The sequence below is a fragment of the Fusibacter fontis genome, from assembly GCF_055378735.1.
This window is the reverse complement of record NZ_AP042445.1, coordinates 1,914,986-1,936,382: the sequence shown is the minus strand read 5'-3', so window position 1 is coordinate 1,936,382 and position 21,397 is coordinate 1,914,986. Positions and strand designations below refer to the sequence as shown.

At 37.7% G+C, this 21,397-nt stretch carries 18 protein-coding genes and 2 tRNA genes; all 20 read left to right on the top strand.

Going from position 1 to position 21,397, the window contains the following annotated elements; translation table 11 throughout:
* Positions 1–5: 5 nt before the first annotated feature.
* Complete coding sequence (gene mfd / locus ACZ41W_RS08825; RefSeq protein WP_464311608.1) at positions 6–3,476, top strand: transcription-repair coupling factor; 3,471 nt, start codon at positions 6–8, stop codon at positions 3,474–3,476.
* Positions 3,477–3,546: 70 nt separating this feature from the next.
* Positions 3,547–4,527, top strand: coding sequence for a peptidylprolyl isomerase (locus tag ACZ41W_RS08820; RefSeq protein ID WP_464311607.1), 981 nt, complete (start codon positions 3,547–3,549; stop codon positions 4,525–4,527).
* Between the two features lie 74 nt (positions 4,528–4,601).
* On the top strand, positions 4,602–6,218 hold the full coding sequence (locus tag ACZ41W_RS08815) for a putative polysaccharide biosynthesis protein (protein WP_464311606.1): 1,617 nt from the start codon (positions 4,602–4,604) through the stop codon (positions 6,216–6,218).
* Positions 6,219–6,233: 15 nt separating this feature from the next.
* A complete protein-coding gene (yabN, locus tag ACZ41W_RS08810; protein ID WP_464311605.1) occupies positions 6,234–7,697 on the top strand; it encodes a bifunctional methyltransferase/pyrophosphohydrolase YabN in 1,464 nt (487 codons plus the stop codon).
* Between the two features lie 95 nt (positions 7,698–7,792).
* Entirely contained in the window at positions 7,793–8,071 is a 279-nt protein-coding gene (locus ACZ41W_RS08805; protein ID WP_464311604.1) for an HU family DNA-binding protein, read from the top strand.
* A 53-nt stretch (positions 8,072–8,124) separates the two neighbouring features.
* On the top strand, positions 8,125–8,376 hold the full coding sequence (locus ACZ41W_RS08800; protein WP_464311603.1) for an RNA-binding S4 domain-containing protein: 252 nt from the start codon (positions 8,125–8,127) through the stop codon (positions 8,374–8,376).
* 17 nt (positions 8,377–8,393) lie between these two features.
* Entirely contained in the window at positions 8,394–8,705 is a 312-nt protein-coding gene (locus tag ACZ41W_RS08795; protein ID WP_464311602.1) for an FtsB family cell division protein, read from the top strand.
* A 10-nt stretch (positions 8,706–8,715) separates the two neighbouring features.
* The gene (locus ACZ41W_RS08790) at positions 8,716–9,630 is read left to right on the top strand and encodes a Ppx/GppA phosphatase family protein (protein WP_464311601.1); all 915 of its coding nucleotides are present in this window, start codon (positions 8,716–8,718) and stop codon (positions 9,628–9,630) included.
* A gap of 55 nt (positions 9,631–9,685) precedes the next feature.
* A tRNA-Asp gene (locus ACZ41W_RS08785) sits at positions 9,686–9,762 on the top strand.
* 126 nt (positions 9,763–9,888) lie between these two features.
* Positions 9,889–9,964, top strand: a tRNA-Thr gene (locus ACZ41W_RS08780).
* Positions 9,965–10,189: 225 nt separating this feature from the next.
* Positions 10,190–11,578 (top strand): TldD/PmbA family protein, encoded by a 1,389-nt coding sequence (locus ACZ41W_RS08775; protein WP_464311600.1) that lies wholly within the window; start codon positions 10,190–10,192, stop codon positions 11,576–11,578.
* The gene (locus ACZ41W_RS08770) at positions 11,578–12,927 is read left to right on the top strand and encodes a TldD/PmbA family protein (protein ID WP_464311599.1); all 1,350 of its coding nucleotides are present in this window, start codon (positions 11,578–11,580) and stop codon (positions 12,925–12,927) included. Before ACZ41W_RS08775 ends, ACZ41W_RS08770 begins: the two co-directional genes overlap by 1 nt.
* 2 nt (positions 12,928–12,929) lie before the next feature.
* Entirely contained in the window at positions 12,930–14,309 is a 1,380-nt protein-coding gene (gene tilS, locus ACZ41W_RS08765; RefSeq protein ID WP_464311598.1) for a tRNA lysidine(34) synthetase TilS, read from the top strand.
* Between the two features lie 44 nt (positions 14,310–14,353).
* Positions 14,354–16,339 carry an ATP-dependent zinc metalloprotease FtsH gene (gene ftsH / locus ACZ41W_RS08760; protein ID WP_464311597.1) on the top strand — a complete coding sequence of 662 codons (1,986 nt, stop codon included), beginning with the start codon at positions 14,354–14,356 and terminating at the stop codon, positions 16,337–16,339.
* Between the two features lie 182 nt (positions 16,340–16,521).
* On the top strand, positions 16,522–16,917 hold the full coding sequence (locus ACZ41W_RS08755) for a thioesterase family protein (RefSeq protein ID WP_464311596.1): 396 nt from the start codon (positions 16,522–16,524) through the stop codon (positions 16,915–16,917).
* Positions 16,918–16,944: 27 nt separating this feature from the next.
* On the top strand, positions 16,945–17,787 hold the full coding sequence (locus ACZ41W_RS08750; RefSeq protein ID WP_464311595.1) for a fumarate hydratase: 843 nt from the start codon (positions 16,945–16,947) through the stop codon (positions 17,785–17,787).
* Between the two features lie 8 nt (positions 17,788–17,795).
* The gene (locus ACZ41W_RS08745; RefSeq protein WP_464311594.1) at positions 17,796–18,344 is read left to right on the top strand and encodes a Fe-S-containing hydro-lyase; all 549 of its coding nucleotides are present in this window, start codon (positions 17,796–17,798) and stop codon (positions 18,342–18,344) included.
* A gap of 78 nt (positions 18,345–18,422) precedes the next feature.
* Positions 18,423–19,001, top strand: coding sequence for a class I SAM-dependent methyltransferase (locus ACZ41W_RS08740; RefSeq protein ID WP_464311593.1), 579 nt, complete (start codon positions 18,423–18,425; stop codon positions 18,999–19,001).
* 274 nt (positions 19,002–19,275) lie between these two features.
* Entirely contained in the window at positions 19,276–20,952 is a 1,677-nt protein-coding gene (locus ACZ41W_RS08735) for an acyl-CoA mutase large subunit family protein (RefSeq protein WP_464314282.1), read from the top strand.
* Between the two features lie 24 nt (positions 20,953–20,976).
* On the top strand, positions 20,977–21,372 hold the full coding sequence (locus tag ACZ41W_RS08730) for a cobalamin B12-binding domain-containing protein (RefSeq protein WP_464311592.1): 396 nt from the start codon (positions 20,977–20,979) through the stop codon (positions 21,370–21,372).
* Positions 21,373–21,397: the final 25 nt, after the last annotated feature.

Here is a 21,397-nt window from a genome sequence, read left to right as displayed (position 1 = left end):
CGCATATGCTGAATTTGTTACTGAACGTATTTGAGCATTCAGTTGAAGTGAAGACGCTGAAAAAGAGTATTGAAGAAGCCATCAGTCCCATTTTACTACATGGTTCTGAAGCGCACGTAACGAAATGGATTGCCAAGTGCGTATCCGTTGATTTGTCACGTCCAACCATTCTATTTTTTGAAGATGATCATAAAGCGCGGATTGCGTCTGAAGATGTGGATGGCGCGATCTATTTGCCGAGCCGAGAACTCGTATGGTTTGATTCGTTTGCGCACTCAAATCAAGTGGGAATTGAGCGTATGGAAGCGTTGCTTTCTGCCAAACAAGAAAAGGCACCTGTGATCTTCACTTCTGTCAATAATCTGATGTACAAATACCCAAAAGTAACGGATCGACATCTTGTGCTGGATTTGCAAACTGAAATTACGTTACAGACATTACTTGAAACGCTATTTACATTTGGATATGAACGCGTGGATATCGTTGAATCTAAAGGACAATATAGTATTCGAGGTGGTATTCTCGACGTGTTTTCGACGATGCACGACGCACCGTTTCGAATTGAATTTTTTGGTGATGAAGTAGACTCAATTCGTTCATTTGACTTAGAAACGCAAAAGTCGCTACTCAAATACGAGCGAATAGAAATCTATCCATGTCAAGAAATTACAATTGAACCCGATCAAATAGAGCGAGCGGTTGAACGACTTGAAGCGCTTAAAACACATTATAAGGCTGAAAAAAGAGAAAAACTCATTGAAATAATTTCAAGCTTAAGAGAACGTTTATTTATTGATTGTATAGATAAGTATTTTTCGTTAATCATCGATGAAACGTCTACCTTGTTAGACTTTTTTCATCAACCCATTGTGTTTTTCATGGGAAGCAATCAATGTGTCAATCGCATGAGCCAGTATTACGAAGAATACAAGCGTCAATTTACGGATTATTTAGAGAGAGAAGAAGTCATCGCAGAACAGTTTGACCGCATTTATAGCCGTGAAGCGATTCTAGCTGAACTTAAAAATCATCAAATGGTGCTTTCAGAACTATTAATGAAGCAAACGGAGGGATTTTCTCCGAGTCAAGTGATCAAACTCTCTTCTAGAGAGATGGATAAATACTATGGCAAGTTGGATCAAATTGCACTGGATCTTCAAAAGTTAAAACTAAAAGGATACCATATCTTGGTTGCTTTTAGTAATGAAGAACGCATGAAACGTTTTCTCGATACCATGGTCGAACTCGATGTGGTCATCAATACAGCGGAAGGATTTAATCGCGTGATGAGCAGTCAAGCGATCGCGGTTTACTTGCCTTTACAACAAGGGTTTTATTTTGATACCTTTAAAACGGTCGTTTTGACTGAAAATGAACTCTATGGTGAAGGGAAAAAAATCTCAAGAAAAAAACCTGCTCAAGGAAAAGTCATTAAAGCATTTTCGGAGCTCGCTGTAGGCGATTATGTCGTTCATGAAAGTCATGGCGTTGGCCAATACATGGGCATTGAACAGATGCGAATTGATCAGACGCGAAAAGATTTTTTGAAACTGCGTTATGCTCAAGATGATTATTTATATATTCCCGTGGAAAGTGCTGGAGCGGTTCAAAAGTACATTGGAACAGATAAAGAAAAGCTAAAGTTAAATCGACTTGGCGGCAATGAATGGAAGAAGACGACCTCGCGCGCTAAAAAAGCCATTGACGATATGACAGATGAGTTAATCGAACTCTATGCCATTCGTAAAGAAAAAAGAGGGTATGCATTTTCTGGAGATAATGAGTGGCAAAGGGAGTTTGAGGCATTATTTCCCTATCAAGAGACGAGAGATCAACTCAGATGTATCGATGAAATCAAATCAGATATGGAAAGTCCTATGCCGATGGAACGACTGCTCTGTGGAGATGTTGGATATGGAAAGACAGAAGTGGCCATTCGTGCAGCTTTTAAAGCGGTTTTGGATTCCAAGCAAGTTGCCATTTTGGTGCCGACGACCATTTTAGCACAGCAACACTATAACAATATGGTAGAAAGATTCTCTAAGTACCCTGCAAATATTCAGATGATTTCAAGATTTCGGACGAAGAAAGAGCAGGCGAAGATCATTGAGGATTGTAAAAAGGGCATTGTAGATGTTGTTGTAGGGACACATCGAATTTTATCTGAAGATGTACAATTTAAGGATTTAGGCCTTTTAATTATCGATGAAGAACAGCGGTTTGGTGTAAGGCATAAAGAACGCATCAAGCAATTAAAAGAAAACATCGATGTTCTTACCTTGACGGCGACTCCTATCCCTAGAACGCTTCATATGTCGATGATTGGAATTCGGGACATGAGTGTGATCGAAGATCCACCTGAAGATCGTTATCCGATTCAAACTTATGTCGTAGAATATGATGAAAATCTCATGAGAGAAGCAATCGCAAGAGAAATCGAACGTGGTGGTCAAGTGTATTTTGTTCATAATCGAATTGTCGATATTGATCGTGTAGCTGCAAAAATTCAAGAACTTGTGCCAGATGCAATCGTACATTATGCTCATGGTCAGATGAATGAGCATCAACTAGAAAAGTTGATGATGGATTTTATGAATAATGCGTTCAATGTTTTGGTATCAACGACGATTATTGAAACTGGACTCGATATCTCAAATGTCAATACAATTATAATAAATGATGGTGATAAATTCGGGCTTTCGCAGCTCTATCAATTGCGCGGGCGCGTTGGAAGAAGCAATCGTCTGGCGTATTGTTATATTTTTTATCAAGAAAATAAAGTTCTAAATGAAGTTGCCGAGAAACGATTGAAGGCCATTAAAGAATTTACAGAACTAGGAGCAGGCTTTAAAATTGCCATGCGAGATTTGGAAATTCGCGGTGCAGGCAACGTTCTTGGAACTGAACAACATGGCTATATGGAAGCGATTGGCTATGATATGTATTGTAAATTACTCGAAGAAAGTATGCGTACGAAAAAAGGAGAAGTTGTCAGAGAAAAATTACAAGCAAAAATCGACTTTGCAATTAATGCCTTTATTCCTGAAACGTATATTAGCAATCATCAAATGAAAATTGAGATTTACAAAAAAATTGCTGCAATTGATTCAAGATCTGAATTTGATCGCGTATATGAAGAAATTGAAGATCGATTTGGGACGGTTCCCACATCTGTTAGCAATTTAATGTCCGTTGCGTATGTAAAATCTCTTTGTGAATGGATGAATATCATCGAAATCAACGAAGATGGCAAAGATTTCACTCTCAAGTTTAGTCCAGATCACCCGATTAGCCCGATCTTTGTAAGTCGAATTATGGCGGAAGATTCTAAAAATGTGACATTTGTAGCATCGTCTCCTCCACTATTAAAACTTAAAATTACAAACAGATTAAGAAAAAAAGAAGAACAATTAACAATGCTTGAAAATTTTGTTGAAAAAATATATAGTTTTCATAGTGAATATTTAAATGTATAATGAGAGATGGTTATGAAATAGGATACATGCCATCTGATATCAATATAACGAGGAGAAGAGGATGTCTAATATGAAAAAGATAATTGCCGGATTATTAGTGATAATGATGGTGGCATTAACAGGGTGTTCAGGAAAAGGAAGCTCAAATGAGACAAGCACAGGAGTGGATACTAAAAACGCAGTGGCAGTAGTTAACGACGCAGTCATTGACTTAGATACATTCAATACAATGTACGGCCTTTACTTAGCTCAGTACGGAGAAGAATATATGGAAACTGAAGTAGATGGTGTGAAAAATTCTGAAAGTGTAAAAGAATACATCGTCAACAGCACAGTGATTAACAAAGTGATTGAACAGTACGTGGTATCAACTGGATATAAAATCGATGAAGTTGCGCTTCAAGAAAACATTGATAAGTTTAACACATCCCTTGAAGAAGACAGTGTTAAAAAAGGATATTTTGAAACAGCTGGTGCAACAGAGGCATTTATTAAAGATCAAATTCAAATTAATATGTACATCAAAGCATTTCAAGATATCGTATATAAAGAAGCTTCAGAAAATAAGACAAAGTTAGATGAGCTTTATGCTTCAGAAAGAGTGTTAGTAAAAGCGCGTCATATTTTATTAGAAGATCAAGCAACTGCACAAGCAATTAAAGCTAAACTAGATGCAGGTGAAGATTTTAATACGTTGGCAATTGAAAATTCAAAAGATCCTGGTTCGTCCTCTGAAGGTGGAGACTTAGGTTATTTTGGCCGAAATGCAATGGTTTCTGAGTTTAGCAAAGTTGCATTTTCGTTAGAGATTGGAGCTGTAAGCGATCCAGTTCAGACTGAGCATGGATTTCATATCATTAAAGTTGAAGATGCTTTAACAGTGAATCAAATGATAGAAGCTGGAAAGACAGAATCAGAAATTAATGAGCAAAAAGAACAGATTATCGTTGCTTTAGCACAACAACTATACGTTGAAAAAATTGATGCTTTAAAAGCTGAAGCAAAAATAGAAACATTTATGGAAAAAGTTAAAGAAGAAAAAGAAAAATAAATCAAAGAATAATGGTTCAAAAGTAAAGCAAAGGTCAGTCCAGTACTGACCTTTTTATAATAGGAGATTTAATTATGTCAGAAAATAAAGCAAAGCACCAAGCAGATTCATTTGTCAAAGGTGCGTTTATCTTGGGTATTGCAGGCGTTTTTGTAAAAATTATTGGTGCCTTTTTTAAAATCCCTTTAGCAAATCTATTAGGGCCAGAAGGGATAAGTTACTACACAAGTGCGTATCCAATTTACAATTTTTTTATAGTCCTTGCAACGGCAGGGTTGCCAACCGCACTTGCAAAAATTATCTCTGAGCAACGTGCGATGGGAGACTATGCCAATTTAGATCGTACATTTAGATCAGGGATGGTCTTGATGACCAGCGTGGGGATTTTGGGATCCTTGTTTATGTTTTTTGGCGCTGAAGCGATCTCAGATAAAATTAATAATCCGAAAGCAATACTTTCGTTTCAAGCACTAGCGCCTGCCGTGTTCTTAGTGTCGCTCATGGCAGTATTTAGAGGGTTCTTCCAAGGGTTTCAACAAATGAAACCCTTTGCGGCTTCACAGATTTATGAACAGTTCGCCCGTGTTATTATTGGATATGGACTCGCAGTGATCTTGATTAAAAAAAGTTTAGAGTATGCTGCTGCAGGTGCCACGTTTGGTGCAACAGCAGGTGCTCTTGCGGGGTTAGTGGTTATTTACATGATGTATAAGCGGTTCCGAAAGAAAAATCAGGAAGAGTTTACACAACAAGTAGCGAGTGAAAAAGCAAGTATTCCAGACATGATGAAGCGAATTGTCCTCATTGCAGTGCCGATTACACTTGGAGCAGCTGTGATGCCACTTATGAATTCAATCGATGTCCTGGTTGTAATGAATCGACTTGCGGATATCGGCATGGGAGATCAAGCCAATGACCTTTATGGTATGCTGAGTGGATATGCTGCAACACTTGTAAATTTACCTCAAGTAATTACTTCTGCAATCCAAATAAGCATCGTGCCTGCAATTGCGGTTTTGTTTGTTCAAAAAGGCACAAAGCAGCTAGAACGAACAATCCAAAATGGGATTCGCATGACGTTGATTATTAGCCTTCCAGCAACAGCGGGGTTGGTATTATTAGCACAACCTATTATGGAACTTCTATATCCGAATCAAGTACAACATGCAGTAACCACGGGAAATATTTTAGCGATTCTAGGCTTTAGCGTGATTTTCTTGGGAATGTTTCAAGTAACGACGGGAATTTTACAAGGACTCAGTTTACAAAATAGACCGGCAATTAACCTGTTGATTGGAGCCGCAATCAAGATACTTTTAACATATATATTAGTAGGAATTCCTCAAATCAATATTTATGGAGCGGCGATTTCAACTCTTGCAGCTTATGGAACGGCGACTGTGCTCAATCTCATTACGATGAAAAAACGTGCAGATATTTCCTTTGGATTTAAAGAAGTGTTGCTAAAACCGCTGACATCAGTTTTGGTGATGAGTGTGGCCGTTGTGGGATCATATCAACTCAGTTTGTTCGTAATCTCTCCAAAACTTGCAACTGTTTTTGCGATTGGAGTTGGGATGTTGGTTTATTTAGTGATGCTCTTTAAAACAAAGACGTTGACAGAGGATGACTATATTATGATGCCAGGTGGTTCAAAACTCAAAAAAATAAATGATAGATTTTTCAAATAGATAGGAGGTCATGAGGTGATTACAATTGTAGGTATGGGACCTGGTAGTGAATCTTTTTTGACGATGGATGCCTTTAAAACTTTAACAAGTGGACAAACTGTTTATTTAAGAACAGATCGACACCCCGTTGTTCCATATTTAGTTGAACAAGGTATGTGCTATCAGTCTTTTGATGACTACTATCATCAATTTGAGTCGTTTGATGAGGTGTATGAAGCTATTGCCAATGAGATTATTGCACTAGCAGAACATGATGATATTTTGTATGCGGTTCCAGGTAATCCGTTTGTTGCAGAAAAAACGGTGTCAATCATCTTAGAACGTTATAAAATAGAAGAAAATTTAAGCGAATCCGATAAATTTCGCATCGTACATGGAACGAGTTTTATTGATGCCATTGTAACGGCGCTTAAATATGATCCCGTAAATGGTTTTGTGATATTAGATGCTCTTAATGTAGAACATGAGTGGATGAATGCAACCAAGGATCATTTGTTTATTCAAGTTTATGATCAAATGTCAGCATCTCATCTTAAATTAGCGCTTATGGATGTTTGGGAGGATGAACATTTGGTGACCATTATCAGAGGGGCTGGTATTCCTTGTCAAGAAATGATTAAAACAGTGCCGCTTTGCGAACTCGATCACACACCAGATGATTTTAATCATTTGACAAGTTTGTTTGTGCCAGGTGGCAAATCTATTCGCCATGAGCTCAGAGAACTCGAAGATGTTATTGCCATTTTACGAGGTGAAAATGGATGTCCGTGGGATAGAGAGCAAACACATGAGTCGTTAGCAAGTAATTTGATTGAAGAAGCCTATGAAGTTAAAGATGCCATTGTGAAAGGTCATGAGGAAAATTTAATTGAGGAACTTGGAGATGTACTTTTACAAGTGGTTTTTCATGCTTCGATTGCATCGGATGACGGCTACTTTGACATGAATGATGTCATTCGTGGAATTTGTGAAAAAATGATTCGTAGACATCCTCATGTATTTGGTTCTGTAGATGTGAAAGATTCAGAGGAAGTTTTGGCAAATTGGCAAATGATTAAGGATGAAGAAAAAGCCTTAACTTCAATAGCAGAAAGTATGAAGTCGGTGACTTATAGCTTGCCAAGTTTGATGCGTGCTCAAAAAGTACAAAAGAAGGCGGCTGCTGTGGGCTTTGATTGGGATTCGCCTCTTGATGCAGTTGAGAAAATTCACGAAGAACTGAAAGAGTGGGAAATTGCGATTCAAGAAAACCGTGAGGATGAAATAAAAGAAGAACTGGGAGATTTGCTGCTCATTATCAGCAATGTCGCACGTCTTTTGAAAATTGATGCCGAACAAGCGCTTGTGGATGCAATTGAAAAATTTGTGAACAGATTTTCATATATTGAAGAAAACTTGAAAAAAATGAATAAGACCCCCAACATATTGATACGTGAGGAAATGAACGTTTTGTGGAGTGAATCTAAAAAGTCAAAATAATTATGAAAAAATTTATAAAAACTCTTGTAAAAGTTGAAATTTCAACGTATACTTATAATAGTTAAAACAACTTAATAATTTGAGGAGGTTATATTGTGAATAAAGCTGAATTAGTAGCTAGTATGGCTGAAAAATCTGGTTTAACTAAAAAAGATGCTGAGTTAGCATTAAATGCTTTCATGAAAAGCGTAGAGGAAGAACTTGCTAAAAGTGGTAAAGTTCAATTAGTAGGTTTCGGTACTTTTGATGTTAGAGAAAGAAAACAAAGAACTGGAAGAAACCCTAGAAATCCTAAAGAAACAATTAATATTCCAGCTTCAAAAGCTCCTGTTTTCAAAGCAGGTAAAGCTTTAAAAGAAACAGTAAATGCATAATGATATCAGAAAAAGCAGCCTAGCTGCTTTTTCTTGATTTATGGAGGTACAAAATGAGAATTGATAAATATTTAAAAAATGCTAGACTAATAAAAAGAAGAACTATTGCGAAAGAAGCTTGTGATCAAGGCAGAATTCTTGTTAATGGCAAAGTAGCAAAACCAGGTACAGAAGTTGCAATTGGAGATGAGCTCAGTATTCGCCTAGGGAGCAAACAAATGCAAGTGAAGATTTGTGCGCTTGATGAACACGTCACAAAAGAGAGTTCAAAGTTATTATATGAGGTCATTTCTGAAAGTGAATAGGAGATGGTGTTGTTCCAATGAAAACCAAAAGGAAATTTTTTAAGCGAAATAAAGTAACCTTTCTCATCGTGTTGATGCTTCTGGGATATTACGGATTTTTGATGTACCAAACTGAGACAAAGCTTGATGAGTTAAAAGGGGTACAGAAGGAATTGAAAACGGAAATTGCGATGATTGATCGCGATATTGATAAACTTGAAGATGAGTACATTTATTCTCTGTCGACAGAAGCGGTCGAGCAAATTGCTAGAAAGCGATTAAAAATGGTAAAACCCAATGAAATCATTTTCTTGATAAAAGGATTGCAAGATGAAGGCGATGGTGAATAAGGAGGTTCTTTTGAAAGTAGCGTGTATAGATGTAGGGACGAATTCAATCCGTCTTTTGTTGGCAAATTACCACGAAGGGCGATTTGATGATGCGTGTAAAAAATTGAGGATGACTCGATTGGGAAAAGGTGTCAATGAAACTAAAATGCTGGATATCGAACGAATGAAAGACTCGGTAGATGCGATTGATAGCTTTAAGCGGGAAGCAATCTCGTTTGGCGCAGAACATATTTTTATCATGGCGACAAGTGCCGTTCGAGATTCTAAGAATTCAGACATCTTTAAACAAATGATTTTTAATCAAACGGGAATGCAACTTGAAGTTATCAGTGGTAAGAAGGAAGCGGAGATTGGTTTCAAAGGCGTTTTGATGGGCGCACATCTAACAGATGAAAATCTACTTATTATAGATATTGGCGGTGGTTCAACGGAATTAATCGTGGGTAACCAGCAGGGAATCATCTTCTCGCATAGCTTGGACATCGGTGCAGTTAGATTGACGGGTGCGTTTATATCGCACGATCCAGCGACTTCAGATGAGAAAAGTACAATAGATGCTTATATCAAAGACGCACTTGAGACAGTGATCCATGAAATTTCTCGTTATAAAATATCAGAAGCAATTGGAATTGGAGGAACAGCAACGACTTTTGCTACAATGGTACATCAAGTTTCTGTTTACTCGCGTCAAGCCGTCCATGGACTTTGCGTAACAAAAGAACAAATAAGCAATTACAATCAAAAACTCTTGCATCTATCTGTAGAAGAAAGAAAAGGAATTGTTGGACTTGAGGAGAAAAGAGCGGATATTATTTATGCCGGGGGATTGATATTACAACAAGTTTTAGATCAATTGGCGATAGAAAAGTATTTTGCTAGCGACTATGATAATTTAGAAGGATTTATCGTCGAAAAATTGGGCTAAAAGTGTTGACAAAACTGCCTCAATCGTGTAATATAAATCTTGTTCGTAACAACGCGGTCCAGTAGTTCAGTTGGTTAGAACGCTAGCCTGTCACGCTAGAGGTCGAGGGTTCGAGTCCCTTCTGGATCGCCATTTATAATTTTGCGCAGCAAAATTACCCGACATGAGAAACGAAGTTTCTAGGAGGGGCGCAGCAAAATTACCCGACATGAGAAACGAAGTTTCTAGGAGGGTGCGCAGCAAAATTATATATATTATGCCGGTGTAGCTCAATTGGTAGAGCAACTGACTTGTAATCAGTAGGTCGCGGGTTCGAGTCCCATCACCGGCTCCATTTTAACCTTCAGAGAAATCTGAAGGTTTTTTTGCGTGTGGGGATAGAGATTTCATTAAAATAAGTTGTTGGAAAATATGTAATGGGTTAAAATAAATAGGTGTAGGGTCGGTTTGCGTTATTAACAGTTTTCAATTCTTAATAAAATGTTAACACACTCACCATACATCGTTTATTATTTAGTGTTACGATATGTTTTATTAATATTCATTTGGAGGTAGCGGCATGTTAAATAAGCAAGTTGTAAGCGACGTATTACAAGCGGCTTTATCAACTGGTGGTGACTTTGCTGAGATTTTTGTCGAAGATCGTTTTAACAATTCGATGGAATTGGTAAAAGGCAAAATTGAAAAATCATTATCAGGTAGAGATTATGGCATTGGCATTAGAATTTTTCAAGGGTTAAACAGTGTTTATACATACACTTGTGAAAATAGCCGAGATCACTTAGTGGAAGTGGCTAAAAAAGCGGCAGCAGCGATAAAAGGGATTCCTCAAAATGCTAAAATAGATTTTGTCATGACATCCCCTGTTCAAGCACATCCGGTTAAGGTTATGCCTTCAAGTGTTTCGAAACAATCAAAGGTAGATTTGATGAAACGCGGATTTGAAGCAGCATCAAAATATGACGCTTCAATCAACCAAGTTATTGTCACATATTTAGATTATAAGCAGAATGTTTTAATTGCCAATTCTGAAGGAAAATTCGTTGAAGATGAACGTGTTCGTACACGCTATTTAATAGACACGGTCGCACAAAAAGATGGAAAAATGCAAAGAGGGTTTATTGGAAAAGGTTCAGGCAAAGGGTTTGAACTGTATGATGAAATTGACGTCGAGTGGATTGGAAGAGAATCTGCACGTATTGCGAAGACGATGCTAGATGCACAATCGTCACCTAGTGGAAAATTCCCGGTTATTCTCGACAATAAATTTGGTGGGGTTATTTTTCACGAGGCATGTGGTCATGGATTGGAAGCAACATCTGTTGCTAAAGGCAATAGTGTCTACGCGGATAAAATGGGACAAAAAATCGCTTCAGACATTGTTAATGCAGTAGATGACGGAACCATAGCGAATGAATGGGGCTCATCAAATTATGATGATGAAGGAACGCCAACTCAAAGAAATGTTTTAATTAAAGACGGCGTTTTGACTGGATATATGATTGATAAACTCAATGCAAGAAGAATGAATGCGGATATCACAGGTTCTTCTAGACGACAATCTTATAAATTTGCGCCAACCTCACGTATGACCAATACGTATATCTTAAATGGACAATCCAAGTTTGAGGACATGATTGGGTCTATTGAGTATGGACTCTATGCGAAGTACTTAGGTGGAGGTTCTGTCAACACAGCGACAGGCGAATTCAATTTTTCTGTACAAGAAGGCTATTTAATTGAAAATGGAAAAATTACAGCACCGGTAAAAGGCGCAACTCTAATTGGAACTGGACTTGAAGTGCTTCAAAAAATCGAGATGATTAGTGATAATTTTGGTTCTGGAGAAGGGATGTGTGGTTCTGTAAGTGGCTCGATTCCTGCGGGACTTGGACAACCTGCGCTAAAAGTATCTGAAATAACAGTAGGCGGAAGGGAGGAAGCGTAATGGATTCGAGATTATTAGAACTTTTATTTGAAAAGGGAAAACAAAAGGGATTTCAAGAGCAAGAAATCTATTATGTTCGAAATAAATCAACTGATATCTCAGTATATGATGGTGCGATTGATAAGTACAATTTAAGTGAAAATAGTGGTTTATCCTACCGCGCGATGTTAGATGGTAAACTCGGATATGCGTATTCAGAAATTATTGATGAAAAAGCCATCGAAATGCTCGTTTTAGAAGCATATGACAATGCAAGAGTCATTGAATCGGACGATGAAGTGTTCTTATTTAAAGGCTCAGAGTCTTATCCGGAAATCAATCATTATAATGAGCAGTTAAGTCAATCTCCAATCAGTGAAAAAATAGAATTTATGTTGTCGTTAGAACGCGAACTAAAAGCATATGATCCTCGAATCAAAAGTATTTCATATAATCAATACAATGAATCTGAGTCGTTTAGACGTATTAAAAACACCAAAGGTCTTGATGTCACTGAACTATCCAATATTTGTTATGCATATGCGATGATTGTGGTTTCTGACGGAGTAGATACAAGGACGGGTCTTGGATACGACATATCCAATGATTTTTATCAGCTATCACAAGCTAAAATTATCAAACAAGCTGCTGAAGAAGCGCTCAGTATGTTGGGTGCAAAGACCGTTAAGTCAAAAACATGTCCAGTTGTCATTAAAAATGGGACGTTTGCAGAATTCTTTAGTGCATTTATCGACGTTTACAATGCAGAGCACGTTCAGAAAGACCTTTCTCAAATGGCGGGTCGATTAGGTGATCAAGTGTCGACTTCGGTTTTAACAGTTGTTGATGATCCGCATTTAGAGATGGGATTAGCTTCTTCAAGTTTTGATGCAGAAGGCGTTGCGACACAGAAGAACACACTTATTGAAGAAGGTGTACTAAAAACATTTTTCCATAATCTTAAAACAGCCAATAAAGACGGGGTTGAATCTACTGGAAATGCCAGTAAGGCGTCTTATAAAGGAACGGTTGGCATCTCACCATCTAATTTGATCGTTAAACCGGGTACCATCTCGTTTGATGAGATGATTTCAGATATTGGTGAGGGCGTTTATGTGACGAGTTTACAAGGAATGCATGCCGGACTTGACCCAATTTCAGGTGATTTTTCACTTCAGTGCCATGGTTATGAGATTTCAGGTGGAAAACTTGGAAAGCCGGTATCGCAAATTACAGTTGCTGGAAACTATTTCGAACTTTTAAATGATATCGAAGCGTTTTCTTCAGACTTTGAATTTTCAATTATGGCGGAACCTTACACAGGTTCTGCATCTGTAAAAATTAAAAAACTTGCCATTTCAGGAGAATAAAAATGCTATGTGATGTGATGTGTCAAATTCGAAAAACAATCAAAGAGAATCAATTGTTGACGACCGGTGATAAGGTAGTCGTTGGATTTTCAGGTGGACCTGATTCTTTGACGTTATTACATGCCTTGAATGCCATAAAAGACGAATGGCCAATATCTTTAGTGGCAGTACACATCAATCACATGTTGCGTGGAGAGTTTGCAGACGCGGACGAACAGTTCTGTCAATCATTTTGTGCGCAGAATCACATTCCGTGTTATACCTTTAAAGTAGATGTGTCATCGCTTTCTCAGATAAATAATATTTCATTTGAGGAAGCGGGGCGCATTGTGCGATATGAGAAATTTGAAGAAGTTAGACATATTGAACAGGCAACAAAAATTGCAGTTGCTCAGAATAAAAATGACGTAACGGAAACGTTCTTAATGAATTTATTGAGAGGTTCAGGTATTGATGGTCTCGCATCGATTGAATATATGCGAGATCAACAAATTATTCGACCACTTTTGGATGTTGATCGTCAATCAATTGAAAGTTATTGTTTGGAAAATGGTTTAGAACCACGACGGGATCATACCAATGATGAAAATGACTACTTGAGAAATAGAATTCGCAATGAATTAATACCGCATCTGTCAACCCATTACAATCCATCATTTCAAGACGCGATACAGCGTACGGTACAGATTATGAAAGAAGAAAAAGCATTTTGGAGCGATTACCAGAAGGAACTTTTTCAGACGTATTGCCGTCAAACACAGGTTGGAATACAGCTTGATTATGATAAAATGAAGACCAAGTCAAAAGCTGAACAGCGTCAACTCATTCGACATTGCATAGAGATACTTCGAGGGGACTTGAAAAATATATCGTTTGACATCATCGAGCAAATTATGTTGTTAAATCGGTCGGGAGCGTATTGTCAGTTAGACAGTCGTCATCGAGTTATCCGTACGTATGGTGCGTTAATTTTCCAAGAATATCCATCTACAGATTCATCGAATGCTTGTACGATGATGGGAGATCCATGCGATGAGAGAATTTATACAAAAGTCATTCCTATAGAAGAAAGAAATCGATATCAATATAGTGCAACTTGTGTTGCAATAGATGCAGACTGCATTTTAGGAAATCTTGAAGTGAGATATCGGCGACAAGGAGATGCCTTTGTTCCGCTTGGAATGAAGGGAAATAAGAAAATTAAAGCATTTTTTATCGATGAAAAAATACCCAATGTTGAAAGAGATAAAATCCCTTTAGTTTGTGATGAAGAAAAGATAATTTGGGTAAAAGATATGAGAATCAGTGAACAATGCAAAATTACAGAAAAAACGAAAAACATCATGATTATTAGTTTTCGAGAACTTGTTGAAAGTAGATAATTGTGCTAAAATAATATGATGTACACTCACCAAAGGAGGAAGCTATGAAGAAAGGTCAGAAGCAAGCCTTGATGTATTTGCTAATATTTATTGGCATCGTAATTTTTGTGAAAATGGCTGGTGTTGACGGCACAAAAACACAAGAATTGAGTTATGATCAATTTATTAGTAAAATGGCTAATGATCAAATAAAAGAAGTTAAGATAGAAGGGAATAAAGTCTCGGGGACATTAGTAAATGAAGATGCATTTACGAGTTATGTTCCGACGATGCTTGCCACTCAAACAGGTGATATGATCCTGGCGTATCAACAATCTCAAAAGGATTTTTCACTCAATGGTGTTCAACCGAGTAGTACGCCGTTTTTACTAGAAATATTACCTACGCTGATCATGTTTATTCTGCTAGGTGTGTTTTGGTTTATTTTTATGCAGAACTCACAAGGTGGCGGTTCGAAAGTCATGTCGTTTGGTAAAAGTAGAGCAAAAATCGTAAAAGATACTGCGAGAAAAATTACGTTTGCAGATGTGGCTGGCTTAAAAGAAGAAAAAGAGGAAATGCAAGAAATCGTTGATTTCTTAAAATTCCCAAGAAAATATTTATCATTAGGCGCGAGAATACCAAAGGGGATTCTAATGGTTGGCCCTCCAGGTACCGGTAAAACTTATTTATCTAGAGCTTGTGCAGGAGAAGCTGGTGTTCCGTTTTATACAATATCAGGATCTGACTTCGTTGAAATGTTTGTAGGGGTCGGAGCTTCAAGGGTAAGAGATTTATTTGAAGAAGCTAAGAAAAATTCACCTTGTATTGTATTTATTGATGAAATCGATGCAGTTGGTAGAAGACGTGGAGCAGGTTTAGGTGGCGGTCACGACGAACGTGAACAAACACTGAATCAATTACTTGTTGAAATGGACGGCTTTGCAGATAATCAAGGTGTCATCGTCATCGCTGCAACCAACAGACCGGATATTTTAGATCCAGCGCTATTGAGACCAGGACGTTTTGATAGAGAAGTAACTGTGGGTGTTCCGGATATTCGTGAGCGTGAACAAATTATTAAAATTCACGCTAAAAATAAACCGATATCAACCGATGTGGATTATGCGAAATTAGCGCAAAGTACTCCTGGTTTTACACCGGCGGATTTAGAAAATGTCATGAATGAAGCTGCATTACTATCTGCTAGAAAAGATGATAAAGTGATTCGTATGGAATCTATCAAAGAAGCGATTACAAAAGTAATTGCAGGCGTTGAGAAGAAAAGTCGAATTGTCAGTGAAAAAGAACGTAGATTAACGGCTTACCATGAAGCTGGGCATGCAGTGCTAGCAAATGTATTGCCGGATTCAGATCCAGTTCATCAAGTGACGATTATTCCAAGAGGTCGTGCAGGTGGTTTCACAATGCAATTACCTGAAGAGGATAGAAGTTACGCAACTAAAAAGGGAATGGAACGTGAACTCATTATCTTATTAGGTGGACGAGTAGCGGAAAGTCTCGTATTAGGAGATATCAGCACAGGTGCTCAAAATGACTTAAGTCGAGTAACGAAAATTGCCAAAGCAATGGTGATGAAATATGCCATGAGTGATAATTTAGGCGCAATGAGTTATGAAACAGAAGATGAAGTCTTTTTAGGTAGAGATTTTACTTCGATGAAAAACTACTCAGAGCATGTTGCTGCAGAAATTGATCGCGAAGTTAGAAATATTGTCGATAGTGCATACGATAAGGCTAAAACTTTATTAGAAGATCATTTAGACAAACTTCACACAATTGCAGAAGCGCTTCTTAAATTTGAAACCATTAGTGGTGATGAATTTAAAATGGCATTTGAAAATGGTTTAGAAGCATTGGCATCTCATATAGAAGAAAATCGTGAAAAAATTGAAAGCGAGCGAAAAGCGGTTCGAGAGAAAGAAGAAAAAGAACGACTTGAAGCAGAAGTGGTGAATGCTCAAAACATTCAAAACAATCAATCGCAAGAAAAAGAACAACCGAATCATCCGTTTGGAAAAAGTGTTTAAAGCGAAGACCGCTAATCACTGAAGCAAAGAATAATCAATCGCCGACTGTCCTAAGATCTACTAGGACAGTCGGTTTTTCTTTTATATTTTTGTGGAAAATGGTATTATAGAAATATATGTTTAGAAAATAATACATTTGTCGTTAACGACTTAAATTTAATTTGACTAGATAGGAGACAACTATGATGAAATTAACGGTTGGAGATCAATTTCGCTCAGAACTCATCGTCGAGGAAAAACATACCGCAGCAGCATTTGGAAGTGGCAATATTTTGGTTTTTTCAACACCTATGATGATTGGATTAATGGAAAATGCAGCATTAAACTGTGCGCAACAAAATTTAGATGAAGGGTTGAGTACAGTAGGTACTTATGTGAACATTAAGCATATTGCAGCTACGCCAGTTGGTCAAAAAGTATATGCGATTGCAACGTTGACTTCAATTGAAGGCAAAAAATTAGAATTCGATGTTGAAGCCTTTGATGAAAACGAAAAAATTGGTGAAGGATCACACGGAAGATATATTATTGAAGCACAAAAATTTCTAAATCGAGTTAATCAAAAATCTCAAAAGTAAGAGAAATATATTCATTCGAGGGATGCTATGCGAAAGGTTTCAGCGCATGAAATAACAAAGTTGGTCAAAGAAGCTTGTATTGAGATGAATTATAAAATAGACTCAAACATTAAAAATGCATTTATTCATTCATCTTTAAAGGAATCTTCTGAAGTTGGAAGACAGATTCTCATGGATCTTGTTGAAAATGCGCGCTTGGCTGAGACATTAGTTGCACCAATATGCCAAGATACTGGAATGGTGGTTGCTTTTGTCAAAATTGGTCAAGAGGTTCAAGTCGTAGATGGCGGATTAGCATCTGCAATTCAACTTGGTATTCAACAGGGCTATGAAGAGGGTTATTTAAGAAAATCAGTTGTGAGAGATCCTTTGATAAGGGAGAATACAGGTGACAATACCCCGGGAATTGTATATTACGACATCGTAGAAGGCGATGCATTTGAAATAGAAATTGCTTCTAAGGGATTTGGAAGTGAGAATATGTCTGCAGTGAAAATGTTAAAGCCTTCTGATGGAGTGGAAGGGGTTGTGAAATTTGTTGTAGAGACGGTTAGAGCAGCCGGCTCCAATCCGTGTCCGCCAATCATCCTCGGTATTGGAATTGGTGGTACCATTGACAAAGCGGCTCAAATCGCCAAGCACGCACTTTTAAGAGAATTAGGATGTCCAAATGAAATGCCACATTTAGCTTTATTGGAGCAGCGAATACTGGATGAAATCAATCGAACAGGAATCGGACCGCAAGGATTAGGTGGTGAAACTACTGCTTTAGCTGTTCATATTGAAACGTTCCCCACTCATATCGCTGGTCTTCCGGTCGTGGTGAATATCAACTGTCACGCTTCGCGGCATCTTAAAATTGTTTTGTAGAGGGTATTATGAAGAGAATCATTAACTTACCACTGACAGACGAAGTCATTCAAACGTTACATTCTGGAGATAAGGTTTATCTTACTGGGAAAATATACACCGCGCGAGACGCAGCCCATTTAAAACTGATTCAACTGATCAAAAATGGTGAAGCCCTTCCGTTAGAAATTCAAGGGCAGGTGATATACTATGCAGGCCCGTCACCAGCTCGACCTGGGCAAGTTATCGGCGCTTGTGGTCCCACAACGAGTTATAGAATGGACGATTTAACCTTGCCACTCTTGGAACTTGGATTAAAAGGAATGATTGGTAAAGGTGATCGATCTCCTCAAATAAAAGAGGGTATCGTGAAACATCAAGCAGTTTATTTCGCGGCAATTGGAGGGGCAGGCGCACTCATTGCGAGTTCTATTCAAAGGTGTGAGATTTTAGCATTTGAAGAACTTGGGCCTGAAGCGCTTAGATGTTTGGAAGTTGTTGAGATGCCAGTATACGTAGTAATGGATTCAAATGGCAATAATTTGTATGAAACGGAACCAGCACGCTTTAGTCGGTAAAACTGAATGATCATTTGAGTAGTGTAAAGTACTTTATGAAAAAGTAAAATAAGCAAGTAGTTGAAATGAGGTGAAATCATGATAAAAGAATATTACAATAAAAATGCATCAGATATGATAGAAAATACACTTAAACTAGATTTGCAACCTATTTACGAGCACTTTGAAAAATCGTTAAAGCCAGGAGCGAAAATATTAGACGTGGGTTTTGGCTCGGGGAGAGATAGTTTGCATTTTGAAGCAAAGGGATATGATGTCGTATCCATCGATTTTGCAGAAGAAGTCTATAATAGAGGAAAAAATTTGCTCAATACAGAAGTTCTTATGGTGGACGTGAGAGAAATGAGATATCACGATGAATTTGATGCAATCTGGGCAAGTGCAGTGTTGTTTCACTATACGACCCCTGAAATTATTCAAATACTCAATCGATTTAGTGCAGCGCTTAAAGAAAAAGGCGTTGTATACGTGTCGTTCAAATATGGAGTAAGCGAGCAATTACGACATGGCCGCCATTTCAATGATTTCAATGAAGAAAAATTTCAGCAGCTCATGGAAACAGTAGGTGATCTTAAAATTATAGAAATGTGGAAAACACAAGATGCAAGAATCACACATTCCGATCACTATTGGTTGAATGTCATGTTGGCAAAATAAAATTAAACCCCGATCGATCGCTAAAGCGATGAATCAGTTTATAGGACGACACAAAGGGAAATCTTTTTTGAGATTTCTCTTTTTTAATATTTCGTAAAAGATAATATGCAAGTTTTCTTGCAATCGCACAATAACTTAAGTGCGTAAAAACATTAACAAAAATACATAAAGTATACAATTATACTTTGTTAAAATCACTGTAATTTATATGGAATTGTGGTATTCTAATTAGAGTAAACCGGATGCGGTCAAAAAAGGTGAAGGAGGATTTATGATGTTTGATAAAAATCAAATTTCAATTCTTAAAGAAGCTGTAGATAAAGAGAATGCTAAAACGCAAGAAAAATTGCAAAAACGTCCTGAAAGAAAAGTTAATTTCACTACAGGGTCAGGTGCGCCTGTTAACAGATATTATTCGCCTGTTGATATTGCAGATTTAGACTATATGAATGATTTAGGCTTGCCTGGACAATTTCCATACACACGTGGTGTACAACCGACGATGTATCGTGGACAGTTTTGGACAATGAGAATGTATGCGGGTTTTGCAACAGCTGAAGAATCAAACAAACGTTATAAATACTTAGTTGAGCAAGGTTCAAGTGGACTTTCTGTCGCATTTGACTTACCAACACAAATTGGATATGATTCAGATCACCCATTGTCAGAAGGTGAAGTAGGTAAAGTAGGCGTTGCCATCGACTCTCTTGCTGATATGGAAATCTTATTTGATGGAATTCCCCTCGATAAAGTAAGTACTTCAATGACCATCAATGCACCGGCATCAGTATTGCTTGCAATGTACATTGCGGTAGCAGAAAAACAAGGCGTATCATCTGAAAAACTCAGAGGTACGATTCAAAATGATATTTTAAAAGAATACATCGCTAGAGGAACGTATATTTTTCCAACAGAACCTTCTATGCGTTTAATTACAGATATATTTGAGTATTGTTCACAAGAAGTTCCGCAATGGAATACAATTTCCATATCGGGTTATCACATTCGTGAAGCAGGTTCAACCGCAGCTCAAGAAGTTGGTTTTACATTAGCGGATGGTATCGCTTACGTTGAAGCAGCGATTAAAGCAGGAATGGATGTTGACGCATTTGCACCAAGATTGTCTTTCTTCTTTAATGCACACAATGACCTTTTAGAAGAAGTTTCAAAATATAGAGCAGCACGTCGTCTTTGGGCGAGAATTATGAAAGATCGTTTCGGAGCAAAAGATCCAAAATCCATGCAACTTAAATTCCATACTCAGACAGGTGGTTCAACTTTAACTGCGCAACAACCTGAGAATAACATCGTAAGAGTTGCAATTCAGACATTAGCTGCTGTTTTAGGCGGTACGCAAAGTTTACACACGAACTCTAAAGATGAAGCACTTGCGCTTCCAACTGAAGATTCTGTAAGAGTTGCGCTTAGAACACAACAGATTGTAGCTCATGAAAGTGGCGTAACCGAAGTGGTGGATCCACTCGCAGGCTCGTACTATGTTGAAGCAAAAACGAAAGAAATTGAAGATGCGGCATATGAGTATATCAAACGCATTGATGAAATCGGCGGCGCGACAAAAGCAATTGATAAAGGATACATTCAACAAGAAATTATGGACGCTTCATATGACTATCAGAAAAAAGTGGAATCTGGTGAAATTGTCGTAGTTGGTATGAACAAATATCAAATTGAAGAAGAGTCTCCAAAAGGCTTACTACGCGTAGATCCAGTAGTTGGTGAAATGCAAAAAGCACGTTTGGCAGAACTTCGTTCAAAACGAGACAATCAAGCGGTACAGACAACACTAGAAGCTTTGAAAAAAGCTTGTGAAGGAACAGAAAACGTCATGCCATTTATCCTTGACGCAGTTAAAACATATGCGACACTTGGAGAAGTGTGTGGTGTTATGAGAGAAGTGTTTGGAGAATACCAACAATCTGTAAACTTATAGAGGATAGGATATAGGAGGACTATAATGGAAAGACCAATTCGTGTATTAGTGGCTAAACCGGGTTTAGATGGACATGATAGAGGTGCAAAAGTTATCGCAAGAGCATTGAGAGATGCTGGTATGGAAGTAATTTACACAGGTCTTAGACAAACTGCTGAGCAAATTGTAAATGCAGCCATTCAAGAAGATGTGGACTGTGTTGCAATGAGCATTTTATCAGGGGCACACAACACACTTTTGCCAAAAGTAGTAGAGTTATTAAAAGCTGAAAACGCTGAAGATATTTTGGTTATTGGTGGAGGCGTTATTCCAGATGAAGATATTCCTTATTTAAAAGAAAGAGGAATCAAAGAAATTTTTACACCAGGAACACCAACTCAAGTGACAATTGAGTATATTCGCTCAAACGTTAAAGCGTAATAAAGTGAACCGTCAAAAGCGTTAT